13 protein-coding genes and 5 pseudogenes are annotated in these 15011 nt (G+C 34.1%); 14 read left to right on the top strand and 4 right to left on the bottom strand.

Features of this window, described 5'->3' with window-relative positions; genetic code table 11:
* Positions 1-138 precede the first annotated feature (138 nt).
* The 3 genes from ACQKMD_RS00160 to ACQKMD_RS00150 all read left to right on the top strand — a co-directional run bounded on the left by ACQKMD_RS00160 (position 139) and on the right by ACQKMD_RS00150 (position 2769).
* Positions 139-558, top strand: a complete 420-nt coding sequence (locus ACQKMD_RS00160; protein WP_427748451.1) for a MarR family winged helix-turn-helix transcriptional regulator — start codon at positions 139-141, stop codon at positions 556-558.
* Entirely contained in the window at positions 546-1721 is a 1176-nt protein-coding gene (locus ACQKMD_RS00155) for an MFS transporter (protein ID WP_427748450.1), read from the top strand. Before ACQKMD_RS00160 ends, ACQKMD_RS00155 begins: the two co-directional genes overlap by 13 nt.
* A 670-nt stretch (positions 1722-2391) precedes the next feature.
* On the top strand, positions 2392-2769 hold the full coding sequence (locus tag ACQKMD_RS00150; protein ID WP_427748449.1) for an SET domain-containing protein: 378 nt from the start codon (positions 2392-2394) through the stop codon (positions 2767-2769).
* A 381-nt stretch (positions 2770-3150) separates the two neighbouring features.
* Here ACQKMD_RS00150 and ACQKMD_RS00145 read toward each other — a convergent pair.
* A pseudogene (locus ACQKMD_RS00145) lies at positions 3151-3564 on the bottom strand (tyrosine-type recombinase/integrase).
* A gap of 201 nt (positions 3565-3765) precedes the next feature.
* Between ACQKMD_RS00145 and ACQKMD_RS00140 the strand changes: the two are divergent.
* From ACQKMD_RS00140 to ACQKMD_RS00110, 7 genes and pseudogenes are all read left to right on the top strand, one after another.
* Positions 3766-4104: a hypothetical protein gene (locus ACQKMD_RS00140; RefSeq protein ID WP_427748448.1), complete on the top strand. Its 339-nt coding sequence runs from the start codon at positions 3766-3768 to the stop codon at positions 4102-4104.
* A gap of 288 nt (positions 4105-4392) precedes the next feature.
* Positions 4393-4536 (top strand): annotated as a pseudogene (locus tag ACQKMD_RS00135) (DNA alkylation repair protein); the annotation flags it as partial.
* 204 nt (positions 4537-4740) lie between these two features.
* Positions 4741-5175, top strand: coding sequence for a cell wall hydrolase (locus tag ACQKMD_RS00130; protein ID WP_427748447.1), 435 nt, complete (start codon positions 4741-4743; stop codon positions 5173-5175).
* A gap of 579 nt (positions 5176-5754) precedes the next feature.
* Positions 5755-5886 (top strand): annotated as a pseudogene (locus tag ACQKMD_RS00125) (IS110 family transposase); the annotation flags it as partial.
* 58 nt (positions 5887-5944) lie between these two features.
* The gene (locus ACQKMD_RS00120; RefSeq protein ID WP_427748446.1) at positions 5945-6511 is read left to right on the top strand and encodes a DUF4256 domain-containing protein; all 567 of its coding nucleotides are present in this window, start codon (positions 5945-5947) and stop codon (positions 6509-6511) included.
* Between the two features lie 714 nt (positions 6512-7225).
* Positions 7226-8266: a serine hydrolase domain-containing protein gene (locus tag ACQKMD_RS00115; protein WP_427748445.1), complete on the top strand. Its 1041-nt coding sequence runs from the start codon at positions 7226-7228 to the stop codon at positions 8264-8266.
* Between the two features lie 27 nt (positions 8267-8293).
* A complete protein-coding gene (locus ACQKMD_RS00110) occupies positions 8294-8713 on the top strand; it encodes an N-acetyltransferase family protein (protein WP_427748444.1) in 420 nt (139 codons plus the stop codon).
* Between the two features lie 93 nt (positions 8714-8806).
* On the opposite strand, the pseudogene ACQKMD_RS00105 reads toward ACQKMD_RS00110, so the two are convergent.
* A pseudogene (locus ACQKMD_RS00105) lies at positions 8807-8967 on the bottom strand (IS3 family transposase); the annotation flags it as partial.
* A 54-nt stretch (positions 8968-9021) separates the two neighbouring features.
* Between ACQKMD_RS00105 and ACQKMD_RS00100 the strand changes: the two are divergent.
* A complete protein-coding gene (locus ACQKMD_RS00100) occupies positions 9022-9882 on the top strand; it encodes an alpha/beta fold hydrolase (RefSeq protein WP_427748443.1) in 861 nt (286 codons plus the stop codon).
* Positions 9883-10120: 238 nt separating this feature from the next.
* Here the strand turns inward: ACQKMD_RS00100 and ACQKMD_RS00095 are convergent.
* A pseudogene (locus ACQKMD_RS00095) lies at positions 10121-10606 on the bottom strand (transposase); the annotation flags it as partial.
* Positions 10607-11140: 534 nt separating this feature from the next.
* On the opposite strand from ACQKMD_RS00095, the gene bla reads away from it, so the two are divergent.
* Positions 11141-12073: a class A beta-lactamase gene (gene bla / locus ACQKMD_RS00090; RefSeq protein ID WP_427748442.1), complete on the top strand. Its 933-nt coding sequence runs from the start codon at positions 11141-11143 to the stop codon at positions 12071-12073.
* A 207-nt stretch (positions 12074-12280) separates the two neighbouring features.
* Here the strand turns inward: bla and ACQKMD_RS00085 are convergent, their stop codons facing one another.
* Positions 12281-12451: a hypothetical protein gene (locus ACQKMD_RS00085; protein ID WP_427748441.1), complete on the bottom strand. Its 171-nt coding sequence runs from the start codon at positions 12449-12451 to the stop codon at positions 12281-12283.
* A 252-nt stretch (positions 12452-12703) separates the two neighbouring features.
* Between ACQKMD_RS00085 and ACQKMD_RS00080 the strand changes: the two genes are divergently transcribed.
* Together ACQKMD_RS00080 and ACQKMD_RS00075 are read left to right on the top strand one after the other, a co-directional pair.
* Positions 12704-13405: a response regulator transcription factor gene (locus ACQKMD_RS00080; protein ID WP_427748440.1), complete on the top strand. Its 702-nt coding sequence runs from the start codon at positions 12704-12706 to the stop codon at positions 13403-13405.
* On the top strand, positions 13389-14909 hold the full coding sequence (locus tag ACQKMD_RS00075) for an ATP-binding protein (RefSeq protein WP_427748439.1): 1521 nt from the start codon (positions 13389-13391) through the stop codon (positions 14907-14909). The genes ACQKMD_RS00080 and ACQKMD_RS00075 overlap by 17 nt, the downstream gene beginning before the upstream one ends.
* The last annotated feature ends 102 nt before the right edge of the window (positions 14910-15011 follow it).

Genomic DNA, 15011 nt, shown 5'->3' with positions numbered 1-15011 from the left:
TTGCTACGTTGAGAAATCACCATAATGGATAGCCTCTTTTCTATCGTTATGAATACAATTCCCTCTTTACAATCGGTATTAATAGGAATAAAATTAATTTTTTATTTACCTAGGTAAATAAAATTCGGAGGTAAAAAAATGAATCCTTTATTTCATGAAATCTTTCAAACTACTCGAGATTTTACAAATAAATTAAATACTTGTTTAAAGGAACATGACCTTTATAGTAGCCAGTGGACGATTCTCTATACGATTAACAAGAATGGACCGATGTCATTAACAGACATTTGGAAATATTTAAAGGTTGAGGCACCTACTGTGACACGAACTGTTGCAAGACTAGAACAGCTTGACTGGATTGTGCGAACGGAGGGTGAAGATCGTAGAGAAAAAATAGTGTCCTTTTCCGAAGAAGGTAAGAAAAAATTTCCGGTTGTTTTAGCATCTGTAGTGCAATTTGAGGAAGGCTTGGTAGAAACAATTACTAAGGAAGAACAACAGCAGTTGCTTAAGCTGATAGGTAAGTTGAAAGGACGAGTGACCCATTGGAACAGTTAGATAAAATTTGGACGAAACGGTTTATTAGTCTTTTTTGTACAAATATGGCCGTTTTTTTTGTTTTTTACGGATTAGTTTCCGTGTTACCACTTTATGCAACTGAAGATTTAAGCCGCTCTGATAGTGATGCAGGTTTATTATTATCTATTTTCTTGCTATCTGCAATTATAACACGCCCATTTACTGGAAAAGTTTTAGAGCATTTTGGTAAACGTAAATTGCTTTATATAAGCTTAATCGGTTACTTTGTGTGTACCGTCCTATATTTATTTTTTAAATCGTTTGCATTGTTATTACTACTGCGCTTTATACAAGGGATATTCTTCAGTATATTAACGACAGCAAATAATTCTATTGCTGCTGATATTGTTCCTCCATCTCGGAAGGGTGCGGGGCTTGGATATTTTACCATGTCACTAAATTTAGCAGTAATACTTGGCCCTTTTGTTGGTCTTTTGGTCATTCACTATTTAAATTTCGAAATCTTGTTTATTATTATGAGTGCAGTTATTTTAATCGGTGGTATTGCAGGGTTATCAATTAAATTAGACGATATACCACAAGGACCTAAACAACAAAAATTCTCGATAGCCCTCTCAGATTTATTTGAGAAGAAGGCATTACCAACAGCTTCATTAGCTTGTTTTGTTGCAATTGCTTATGCAAGTGTATTATCTTTCCTATCTGTTTACGCAAAACAAAAGGGTTTTATGGAAGTTGCTAGTTTATTTTATATTGTTTTCGCAGCGGCTATGTTGTTAACTCGGCCATTAACAGGACGTTTATACGATCAAAAAGGGCCGAAATTTGTTATTATTCCAGGCTTTATTCTTTTTATCTTAGGTTTAATTACGCTAGCTTATGTTAATGGGCCAGTGTTATTCATGTTAGCTGGTGTGTTAGTTGGACTTGGATACGGAGCACTTGTACCAAGTTTCCAATCAATGACAATCCAATCCACAGATCCAAGACGCAGTGGTTATGCTACTGCTACATTCTTTACATTATTTGATGTAGGGATTGCCCTTGGATCATGGCTTCTTGGCATCATTGCAACACATTACAGTTATATAGAAGTATATCTTGCTGCAGCATTTGTTGTTGCCCTAGGAGCGATAATATTTATGCTGGCACAATTGAAAATGCAATTAACTGAAAAATAGAGAAAAAAAGGGAACACGATTCTTTTATTAAAAGAACATGATATATCAATACTTTTTATAAAAAGTTGAAAATTTTAATGAGAAAATTAAGACTGAACTAATTATTTTTGTATTAGTTCAGTTTTTTATTTAATAGTGGTTTTCTAAAGGTTCTATATTAGGAAGGACATCGAGGTAGTTAAAATAAGTAGAGTAAATGAGTAACGTGGCAAGAGAATAAGGTAGGGGGAAATGCATGAAAAGGAGAGGTATAATTATTTCATTGTGTTTGATAATGGTTGTCGTTGTGGCTTCATTGGATTAAAAAACAGTTTCAAAATAACGAAGAATACACTACAAAAGCAGTCTAAGAAAGTATTTGGGATAAATATGATTTACAGAGTTTTCAAATTGGAAAGACTGACCCAATTATTTGGATAGAACTAAATGAAAATCAAGATAAGAAACAAGTTCGACAATATTTGAATGAAAATTTATCTAACGGTGGTGTTAATCCAAGGAGGATTATCACTCCTTTTTGTTGAACTTATTGTACTAACTTGGAGCTTTCCTGTTTGAAGTACATATCTTAAAGACATATTGGAGAGTCTCTTTTCTAAATAAAAGAGCTCAATGTTCAAATTAATGTTATAGTTAACAAGTATATTTTAAAAGTGAGTAGGCGAATAACATGATTGAGGTAAAAACATCTCCACTAAGTGATGGAGAATTCAATAGAGGGGTATTTGCTACATGTGATATCAAAAAAGGAGAACTTTTACATGAAGCACCCGTCATCTCTTATCCAAACGACCAGCATCAATACATTGAGCAAACCATACTAGCTGATTACGCTTTTGAGTATGGGATAAAGCATTCAGCTATCCTTCTTGGTTATGGAATGTTGTTTAACCATTCTTATGAACCTAATGCAAATTATGAGATTAATTTTAGAAATCACACATTTGACTTTTATGCTTTTACAGATATAAAAGCAGGAGATGAGATTCTAATCAATTATAATGGCGATGTTGATAACAAAGATCAACTATGGTTTAATCAGGACTAAAAAGGATAGAAGAATAAATCAGAACTTTGCTTTTAATCGAAAATACCTATCTTGTTTTTAATCCTTAGACCCGTTTTCTAGATATTGATAGAGTTTAATGGTCGATTTCATTTTTTGTTTTTCAATTAAATTACCCAATATTTTCTAAGCAAGGGTCTCGATTACTTCAAATGAAATAGAGCAAGTTTCCTTATAGGTTGCTCAACAATTAGCAAAATCATTTTCAAAACACATGTATATGGAATTGATTTAGGTATTGATGAAAAAGGTAAGATCTGTATTATTGAAGCAAACTAACTTCTACTGTTTCAATATTTTATTCAACTAAAGGTGTACAATAGTAAAAAGGGCAGCGTCATTTGAGACGTTGCCCTTTATGAATTAAAAGTACTTTTGATAAAACTCGTACCTTAACCTTCCGCTAAGTTGAGCGGTTTCACTTTTCTCGTGCCCCATCAGACTTTGAATAACTTCAATAGGTGCTCCATTTTTCAACAAATGAGTAGCATAGCTGTGTATGAGTTGATACGGATAGATTGCTTTATCAATTCCTGCATGACTTGAAATCTGCTTAATAATGTATCTTATCTGGCAGTGCTCATTTTGTGAGGGTGTCTTTCAATCACGAATATGGCAGACAATAAAGCGTTTAAGCCAAATATCGGTACGTATATTAAAATAAACTTCCCTTTCCTTATCGCCTTTTCCTCTTACGATCGCAGAACGATTAAACCAATTAATGTTGTTCTTCTCTAACATCACAATTTCTCCAATTCGACACCTTGTAGAGAACATGGTAAGGGTATGCCACTAATTATCACAAACACCCAAAATTTGTGGAAAATGACAATTATACTTACGGGGTGAGTTGATTCAAATCAAGAAGGATTAACACTTTTATTGTTGAACTTATAGTACTAATGGGGAAGGTTGCTTAAAGGAAAAAAGTCTTATAAAGATAATGGGTTTATAATTGGAAAAAAGGGAGGCGAATTGATGGGTGACGTAATTGGTTATACAGTAGTTGTTTTTTTAATTATAGTTTTCACATATGGTTTAGTTCTACAAGTTCAACATACTTTGACTATCAAAAAAGCTAATAAATCAGATGTATCTAATTACAGAAGATTGTTATTCGGCAATTATTTAACGTGTGTTTCATTTTTGGGTTTTCTTAGTTCTTATATATTAAACATTTTAGTTAAGATGCAAATTATCCAGTTAAATTTTCTTACAAGTGATAATACTGGTTTTAGTTGTTTTGTATTTTTACTGGTTCTTTTAATTGCTAAATTCGGAGTTATTCCTAAAATCGTAAATGAAACGAATTATTAAATTGATAACAATATATGTTATATTAATTTTTTCTTTTAAACTAAATGGTGCTTTGAATAAGAAATAAAGTCTCGGTACTTTATAAATAGGACCGGGCACTAACTATAAGCCTCACCAACACACCCATATTGCCGCACATACACTCCGCACATGTTTAGGTGATGGTTTTGCTGACAAATAGTAAGGTTTTTTAGAGGGTAATTGTAATAGATTTGTAAGGCTTAAATATCAAGGGGGTCAATCTTCAAAAAGAAGGAAGTGCTAAATGATGAATCTACAAACTGTTATGCCGTCGAAACTGCAAAGGCAGTAGGTCCAGTAGAAGTCAAAAGGGACAAGAAAAAAAGTAGTTTCCTACACGCTTTAGAAAGTATTCAAAAGGAAGTAGATAAAGGGAAGCTTGGTTTCAAACGCAAATATGTAAGATGTTAAACAATAGCCTCGCATCACGAACAATCTTCAATTATCGAGGTCGTTGATCCAAGAAGGATTGATGCTCTCGATAATTGAAGTTATTTAGAATGCCATAGTTTTCATCTTGCTAAAAACGGTAAGCATTAAAAACTAAGCATTCTTATTTTATAAACAATGACATCAATGTAGTTTTTTTTTCATACTATATTTTTGGGGTGGAAAATGCCAAGAGTTAAATACCGAGATGCAGATATTGATTTAATGGCAAGGATGATGAGAGCAGAAGCCGAGGGTGAAGGAAATCAAGGAATGTTATATGTTGGAAATGTAATTGTTAATCGTGCTGTAGCAGATTGTTTAGACTTTAAAGATGTAAGAACAATTGAAGATGTAATTTATCAGGTACAAGGAGGAAATTATTCCTTTGAAGCTGTTCAGAAAGGAAATTTATTTTATCAAAGAGCGAGATCTTCTGAAAAAAGATTAGCAAAACAGAATTTGGATTTTTGGAGACAACATCCAGCGAAATTTGCCCTTTGGTATTTTAATCCATATGCTCCCTGCCCTCCAACATGGTACGATCAACCTTTTACTGGGCAATTTAAAAATCATTGTTTTTATGAACCAGCAGCTGGAACATGTGAAAGTGTTTATTAAGGTTAGATTGTCTGGGGGTTATAATTAATTCTGTAGTTTTATTGGAATTTTGCCTTTTTAATGATGCGGATACAACGTTTTTAGTCGTAGGTGTTGGTTGGTAGCCAACAATATTCATTCGATGCAACTCTTGTAGGTTATGTAACAGTTATCGGTTTAAAAAAAGCTTCAAACCCTAACCGTAGCCTATTTTCTCAAACCTTGTTTTGGTGTACTTTTATCTTACGAAATAAGAAGGGGACTTCCTGGTTAGCAGGTGTTCCCTTTTTTATATATCGAACATTTAGTAATAGTAATTTACCCAAGGAAGCAAGGTTGTGAAATATTGTACTTAAACTAAAGGGAGCGTTAATCCAAGAAGATTACGCTCTTTATTGTTGAACTTAAGAACTTATTGTACTAACGGAGCAGCATTCCTGTTTGAAAGATGTTCGAGGTCTTGAAAGAAAAAGAACTCTCTAGTATGATGCATGAGTGTAACCACCATTGACCCATCATCAAACAAGGAGGACTCCCTTATGCAATTCTAAATGGAATGATAAAATTAATCATGTTACTGAAAATACACTCGTTGTCGGTATGAAAATTGCCAAGCGTGTTCATTACGCCTGCTTTGTCGATGAACGAGGGCGTGTGATTGAAAAAGCTTTTGCGGTACATCAGTCGAAAGAAGGCTTTGAAAGTTTGTATGATAACATTTGTCAAACGATAAACGCAGCAGTTTAGTACTTAAACCATTATGAATAAAAACAATTAGGGGGAAACTAATATGACAAAGAGAAATAAGGAGTTGTCACTAGAACAACGTGAGGAACTACTCAGAACTTTGAAAGCTCGTTTTGAGAAAAACATGAACCGCCATAAAGGTCTTGAATGGGCTAATGTACAAGCTAAGCTCGAAGCTAATACTGAAAAACTGTGGTCGCTCAATGAAATGGACGGAACTGGCGGTGAACCGGATGTTGTTGGCCATGATAAAAAGACGGGCGAATACATTTTTTATGATTGTTCAGCGGAAAGTCCTAAAGGGCGCAGAAGTGTTTGTTACGACCGTGAAGCATTGGAGTCAAGGAAAAAACACCAACCAGAAAATAACGCTATTGATATGGCAACTGCCATGGGCATTGAACTTTTAACGGAAGAACAATACCGGGAGCTGCAGAAACTAGAAAATTTCGATATAAAAACGTCGAGCTGGGTGCAAACACCTGCCAATATTAGAAAACTCGGCGGGGCCATCTTTTGTGATCGTCGCTATGACACTGTCTTTGTGTACCACAATGGAGCAGAATCCTACTATGCTGCAAGGAGCTTCAGAGGCTCGCTAAGGGTCTAAATTTTACATAGACAGTTAAATTTGAATTTGAGAACAGATTACCTGGGGAAAGGCTTTTCTTCAACCAACTGAGGCTTTACTTCTATAAGGAGTAGAGCCTTTTTTCATTCAACTAAAGGTGCAGGTTACTCCACGACAACACAAACCCTGTAGTGCTATACAGTGTGGGCAGGTCACCTGAAAAGTGCTTCAACCTCTTGAGGTCTTCCCGTTTTCATATTTGCCGCATTTGTCCGCACTTACAGTTGTTGGTATAGCTTAGCTCACAATGGTGTAGGGCATTTTTCATTTCTTAAGATAAACTTCCCTTTTATCATAAGAGTTTGTTAATATTTGTCGGATACAATTGATATTATTAAAGTATTATAATAGTTTGACCTACGAACCTTAATGCATCTGTAAGGAAAGTTTAAGAAAGTACGATAGCAGCATGTATTACGAGGCTTCGCTTTACTAGGGATTATCTTTATCAATATTAGACAAATGATATTTACAACCATGGATGTATCAAATTTAGACTTTCAAATCAGTCATCGATTTTATGTTATTTTTTCATTTCTATTTGGTAGGTTTCTTCACTTATTAACGACAGCGTTAATAGATATTCTTCGTACCTTGAAGAAGCATGTTAACTAAATGTTTTTCCAAATACATACAATAGAACGTATATTCGTGTTATAATTTTATTGAAAACACTATTGTAGGGGGATAAATATGAAATTAAAAAAAATCAACATCGAAGAACAAATGAAACATTATAATGTCCTAGGTATAAGTATTGCATTGCTTGAGAACGGTCAAATTAGCGGAACAGAAAGTTACGGTTTACTAGAGGTAGAAAGCGATAGAAAAGTAAATGAAAATTCTATTTTTAGTTCGTGTTCCATTAGCAAGTTCTTAACAGGAATGATTGCTATAAAGCTAATAGAGGAAGGACTTCTTGATTTAGATGAGGATATAAATACAAGACTTGTATCGTGGAAAGTACCAGAAAATGAATTCACTAAAAATAAAAGCGTTACATTGAGAAACTTACTTAGTCATCAATCTGGAATTAAGGACCCTGAAGGTAGTTTTTCTGAACTAAATTCAAAAATACGGATTCCTTCGATGGTTGAATTATTAGAGGGGAAAACTCCTTATTGTAAAGTTCCTATTAAAGTACAGTGTGAACCAGAGAGTGAATTTCACTATTCAGATGCAGGTTTTTGTGTTGTTCAGCAACTAATTGAAGATGTTACTGAAAAGCCATTTTATCAAGTGGTGAATGAGTTAATATTTAAGCCATTAAGAATGAACAATAGTCATTTAAATACAACAACAATGTTAGAGATGGATAAAAAGGAATTCTCTTGTGGCCATAATAAAAACGGTGAATTGGTAGATGGAAAGTATCCTATATATCCTTACCCAGCAGCTTCTGGATTATGGATAAATTCTTTAGATTTAGCTCAATTAGTTCTTGAGCTACTGAATGCTCTAAAAGGAGAAAGTAAAATTGGCATTTCAGAAAGATTAGCAAAAGAAATGATAACACCTCAAAAAGGTAAGAGTTGGACTGGATTAGGTGTGTTTCTTGGAGGCTCTGAAAGAGAATTAGAAATTACATCACTCGGTTGGGGAGTAGGCTTTCAATGTATGATGGTAGCATTTTCACACATAGAAAAAGGGGCAGTTATCATGACGAATGCAGAATTAGGTGTTCATCAAATGGAAGGAATTATAGGAGATATATATAAATCACTTATGTCATAAAAAGAGTTATTTTAAGGGGGTAGGAAGATGCAAATAGCTTTAGCGAATCCAACTCATATATCTGAAGTTGTGAATTTCTTCAACGAAAATATAAATCGTAATAACAGTGCAGTTTATTCTGAAGAGTTTTTATGTCCTCTTGGAATTAAAGCAGCCATAAGAAGAAAGCAAATGATAGTGGCAACAGTAGAAGGTCAAGTAGTGGGAGCATTTCGGTTTTACCGAAAAAAAACACAAAGCAAAATTTCTTTGTATCAATTTGCGATAAGCGGGGTTTATCGTGGTCAAGGGTTGTTAAAAAAGATGTTAAATACGATAAATGATTTACCTATTATTGCACTATGTCCGACTGATTCCAATTTTAATGAATATTATTATAAATCAGGATGGAATTTACAAGAACAAAGTGACGAATTCAAAATCTGGGTTTTTAGTAACCCTAATTAAGTTTTGTGAACTGCTGTACTTAAAGTAACGGAGAAGATTTTTGGGTTATTCAGACAGCTCTTGGTTTGTCAACACTAAACTGGGCAACTTTTATTAGGACTGCTGCTTGAATTCCACCGGTGTTAGATAGTCCAGTGTTCCATGAATTCGAATGTTGTTGAACCAATGAACATAATCATCAAGTTCAAGAGCGCGCTATTCAAGTGAGGAGAAGTGCGCCCGTTAGCGATTTCTGTTTTAAATACCTTAAATGTGATAACGTATAAATTAGGGATTTGTGGGAAAATGTAGATATAAGAGAGGGGGATATGAGTATATACAAAACACAATATGGAAGAGAAATGTCACTAAAGCTTTATGATGATCAATTGAAGAAATTGGATTATTCATGTAAAGATATTTACGTTCATACTCGTTTTGGAAAAACACATATCATTGAAACTGGCAATCTATCGGGTGAACCATTGTTAGTATTTCATGGTGGGAATAGTACGACTGCCTATAATTTACTAATGTACAGATTCCTGCTTAAGGATTTTCACATCTATGCGGTTGATATTATTGGCCACCCTGGAAAAAGTGATGAAGTTAATCTTTCACCTAGCAATTATGATTATGGAAAGTGGTCAAGTGACGTTATTACAGGGCTTGGGTTTGATAAAATAGCTTGTTTTGGGGCTTCGTTTGGAGGCGGAGTTTTGGCAAAACTGATGTGTACCGCACCGGAAAAAGTAAAAAAATCCGTATTAATTGTGCCATCAGGTATTAACAATGCCTTTCCAATAAGTACTGTGAAAATGATGATACCACTACTCAAATATAAACTTACTAAGAAAGAAAAATATATAAAAGAAACAGCTTTATTTATGGCTATTAAAGAAGAGATTCTTGATAAAGATACTTTGGATATGGTGAAAGATAGTTTTGATCATGTAAGAACAAAAGTAGGGATGCCATCCAATGTGAGTGAAAAATTAATGCAACAGTGTAAAGCACCGACACTTATTATGGCAGGAGAAAAAGATTGTTTATTTCCAGCGAAAAGAGTATTACCAAGAGCAAAAAGAATTATACCAAATAACACGGCTCATATGCTAAAAGGATGCGGACACATGCATATGATGCCAGAGCGTGAAAAGAAAATGATCGTTGATTTCTTAAGTGTTTAGTAACTTTAAAGTCCTTTAAAAAATAATAAAATTGTTTAATTCTTATAGAACTAAACCAGCTAATAGAATGTCAAGTAAAACATTTTTAATGGAAAAACACTTCATGTTATACTAAAAATGCACAACACAAATAACCATCCTCATTCAATGTGGATGGTTTTTGTTTTATCGAAAAATACTGTTACTAAATAGTTTCTTGGAACGGTGTTTTCGTTTTTAATATGGCATAAATCCAGTATTAAAGCTTATTAGCACAAGCTATAATGGCTACTTTATACGGTTTACCTTCCTCCCGTTTCAAATCGTAGAAGGCTCGTAATCGTTTATTTCGTGCAATGGTTTCATCTGTTGTTTTCTTTTTACGGCTATCTCGAATTGAACAACGGACGGCTGTGTAAAGCATGTGGCGAAGTCTAGCTGAGCCGCGTTTGGTAATGTGATTTTTCATGCCTTTAAAGCGCCCTGATTCAAACACACTTGGGTCTAGTCCTGCAAAGGCTACTAACTTTTTTGGATGATTAAACCGGTCAATCTCCCCAATTTCTGAAAGTATCGTGGACGCGATTTTTTCACCTATACCGGGAAGTGACTGGATTAATTCATATTCTTCGAGTTGTGCCGCCAATTGATCAATCTCACGCTCTAACGTAGAAAGTTGTTGTCGGTACGCTTGAAGTAAATCAATATACATATTCAGACTGATGAGAAGGCTTTGATAAAGCGTTGAGACATCCAGACCCACTACTAGATTCATAATTTATCTCCTCCTCATGTATATGGATTGACCGGTAACCTCTATCTAGCTTGTTATACGGGATCTCTTTGTCCCAACCAGCCTAATCATGCGTTAACAAGTAGAGGGCGAACTGTTTAGTTGTCGGGATCAAGTCCCACGGGCAGGTCCGTTCTACCCCGCTACTATCAATCTATAGATTGAATAAAAAATAGTCAACCAGATTTCTGGCTGACCTTATAATACGAAGGGACAGGTTAGTTCAATAACAAAGTGAATTTTTCTATCACTCCCGTTTCTCATATGAGTGTTTATGTAAACTAGAAATGAATAGCGTATACAGTCTAAAAACAGAAGAAACTGCTGTATGGAATGAACCGAACAACTAAAAGTATTCAGGTTTTTATCATGAAAGTATCATGAACATTACATGTTCATTGTTGTAGATAGTTGATAAAATAGCTTTGTTAGTAACTGTGGAGGAGAATAAATAATAAATATTTTTTAGAAAGAGGTTGAATTTTAATGAAATCATTGAGCAACATTTTTAGTACTTCCACATTCAGAAAAATTGTCCCTGTACTACTTCTTTCATGTGCAACGCTTGTAGGTTGTTCAAACAATAACGATCATGCTGAATTAACTACACCCAAAAAACAAGAAACTGCCAATAATCATGATTTTGCTATGCTTGAAGAAAAATTTGATGCTAAACTTGGTGTCTTTGCGTTGGATACTGGTACAAACCAAACAGTAACCTATCATCCAGATAAGCGTTTTGCTTATGCATCTACTCATAAGGCTCTAGCTGTAGGAGCACTTTTACAACAGAAATCAATAGAAGACCTTAATCAAAGAATTACCTATACAAGTGAGAATCTTGTTAATTATAGTCCGATTACGGAAAAGCATGTTGATACGGAGATGACTCTTAAGGAGCTTTCTGATGCTTCTCTTCGATACAGTGACAATACTGCTGAAAACCTTATCCTTAAACAACTGGGGGGACCGAATGGATTTAAAAAAGCACTGGAGGAAATTGGGGATAATGTTACCAACCCTGAGCGATTTGAGCCAGATTTAAATGAAGTTAATCCTGGTGAAACTCATGATACGAGTACACCAAGAGCACTTGCTACTAGTCTTCAGGCTTTTACATTGGGAGATACACTTCCAACTGAGAAACGTGAACTTTTAATAGATTGGATGAAGAGAAATACTACTGGAGATACGTTAATTCGTGCTGGAGTGCCGAAAGGTTGGGAAGTGGCTGATAAGACTGGAACAGGATCATATGGTACGCGAAATGACATTGCGATCATTTGGCCATCAAAAGGAGACCCTATTGTTCTTGCTGTACTTTCAAGTCGTGATAAAAAAGATGCTGATTATAACGACGAGCTTATTGCTGAGGCAACAGAAGAAGTAATTAAGGCCCTTAAAGTCAAAAATAAATAGAAAATGATTGTACTAAAAAAGGTTACGTTAAGTAGCCTTTTTTAGTTGTTAATTCCTATAACGATTGTTAAGGTGACCCTTCTTCAACTCCCATGAAAGAACGAAAGTCTTTCATTATCTGTGGTGCTAGGACAGGTAACGATGAGTGACTTTTTAGTGGTTTAGTTCAACAAAAAGGCCGATTATTTCGGCCTTTTTGTTTTCTTGTTATTCAGCAGTGAATGTAAATGTTTCTTTTAAAGGTCTGCCTTCGCTACCTTTTTGAGTCCAAATTGCTAAAGAAATCACTTCTTCAAAGTGGTCTTTATTGCAATCCTCTTCACCAGGACAACCAAAAAGTGCAAACTTCGTCGTAGAATTAGGTTCATTTCTAAACATGCGTTATTTTAACCATAAATACATTTGTATGTTATATTTCACCTAATCCATAATATGTGTTTCTATTTTTACTGAATGCTGTTGTTTATTATATTAAGAAAAAATTAAGAAATCACTATAATATTTATTAAGAAATATTACCTATACTAAAAGCATGACAAATTAATATTTAATGGATTAGTTAATATTTAGTTGTTAATAACGAAAAAAAATTAGTCGGTTATCATATTATTGGAAATTGGAGGGTTTATTATGGGTTCCGAAAAGATACTTGTAGATGACGAAAAAGAAATTAGAGATCTTATTGCTATTTATTTAAAAAATGAAGGATACGAGATTTTACAAGCTGAAGATGGTAAAGAAGGTTTAGAATTACTAATGAAAAATGAAGTACATTTAATTGTCCTTGATATTATGATGCCAAAAGTAGATGGTATTCATATGTGCATGAAGGTAAGAGAAATGGCAGAGATACCTATAATAATGTTATCTGCAAAGACACAAGACATAGATAAAATTTTAGGGCTAACAACAGGAGCAGATGACTATGTTACAAAGCCCTTTAATCCATTGGAACTTATTGCCCGAATTAAGTCACAGCTTCGTAGATATATGAAAATGAGCGGTGGGATAAGTATGCAAAACAAAAACGAAATTGAAATTGGAGATATGAAGATCAATGTAGCGACACACGAAGTAATTGTTGCAAATCAAGAATTAAAATTAACACCGAGGGAGTTCTCTATCTTGGAATTACTAGCTCGAAATCAAGGAATGGTACTGAGTGCGGAACAAATTTATGAAAGAGTATGGAAAGAACAGTCTTTCCAATCCGATAATACTGTTATGGTACATATTCGGAAAATACGTGAAAAAATTGAGGAAACGCCAAGAAAGCCTCGATACATTAAAACTGTGTGGGGAGTAGGTTATAAAATTGAAAAAGATATTTAAACCATTCTATTATTCTAATAATAAAATAAAAAGCATGATTAAAAAACCGATACATCGTGTTCAACGGAGTATTCGAATTCAGCTAGTTACTACATTTATTGTCTGTGCAGTGCTAGGCTTTCTCACATCAAAAGGAGTAGCACCATTTTTTGAAAGTGCAAACCAAACTGTTACGATTGATTATAGTAGTGGTATGGTGGGAATTAATAATAGAGCTAGATATGCGGCAGATGCTGCGGTAACAGAAAACAAAGTAGATGCTTTGCAAAATATAATCGATGAAGAAAATCAAAATATAGAATGGAAAAGAAATGCTTTAAAAGTATTAGTTACGGATGAAGAAGGAAAGGTCTTGTATAAAACGAAGCAAGCAGAAGAAGAAAAGATCAATTTGCATAATAAAATGCGTAATGTCATGGATTTTGCAATTAATCATCCAACAAAGAGTGGTGATTCAGAGGGAATAGAAAAGTCACGTAAAGAATTTATCACTTTTTATCCAATTACAATTCAAGACAAAAACTTATATCTGTTTGTTAGCGGAATACCAGAGGGGGATGTAATATATAGTACGGAAGAAGGACCTTTTCCATTCTTGATTGGGGCTATTGTATTTATCTTTTTATTCTTCTATGTCACAAAGAGAAAAATGATACAGATTGAGACAATGGCGCAAGGAGTAAATGAGATTGCAAAAGGAAACTTAGCATATCGAATTGAAGAGAAAGGGCAAGATGAGATGGCTTTACTTACAAAAAATATTAATCAAATGGCAGAAGAGATAATGGTGAATATTGAAAAAGAAAGAGAAATTGAAAGACACAAAAATGAATTGATTACAAATGTCTCGCATGATTTACGAACACCACTTACATCTATTATGGGATATTTACGTTTATTACGCGATGCGAAATACGATAATAGAGAACAGTATGATGAGTATATAAAGATTGCTTTTTCAAAATCGGAACAACTTAAAAATTTAATAGAAGATTTATTTGAGTACACAAAATTAACAAATGAAAAGAATGTGTTAGAAAAACAAGAAGTATGCATCAATGAAATGCTCGATCAATTAATCGAAGAATTAGTACCACAAGCGGAGGAACATGGTCTTTCGTTTGTGAAAGAATTCCCTGAAGAACGTATATATGCTAAACTTGATTCGGAGAAAATTGTGCGTGTGTTTGATAATTTATTAATGAATGCGATTAAATATAGCAAAGATGAGGGAGAAATTAAAGTTTTCCTTAAAAAGCAGGAAGATCATATTCAAATCTCTGTTGCAAATCAAAGTGAAGAATTTACGAGGAAAGAACTGAAGAATTTATTTGAACGTTTTTATAAAAAGGATCAATCAAGAAGTAGAGTCTCAGAAGGATCTGGACTTGGACTTGCGATTGCAAAAAGTATTGTTGATTTGCAAAATGGAGACATTCGAGCAGAATATGAAGATGGTATTGTGCGTTTTATTATTTCACTTCCCATTGAGGCAGAAAAGTAATAATATCTATATAAATTGTTTCTATGTGTAATGAAATATGATGCAAACTGAAAATGTGCCTTGTGTTAACAGGGTAAAAAAGAACTCTTGCAAAAGAGTTCT

It is taken from the genome of Viridibacillus sp. NPDC096237 (genome assembly GCF_050278625.1).
Taxonomy (GTDB): domain Bacteria; phylum Bacillota; class Bacilli; order Bacillales_A; family Planococcaceae; genus Viridibacillus.
This window is presented reverse-complemented; position numbering and strand designations above follow the sequence as displayed.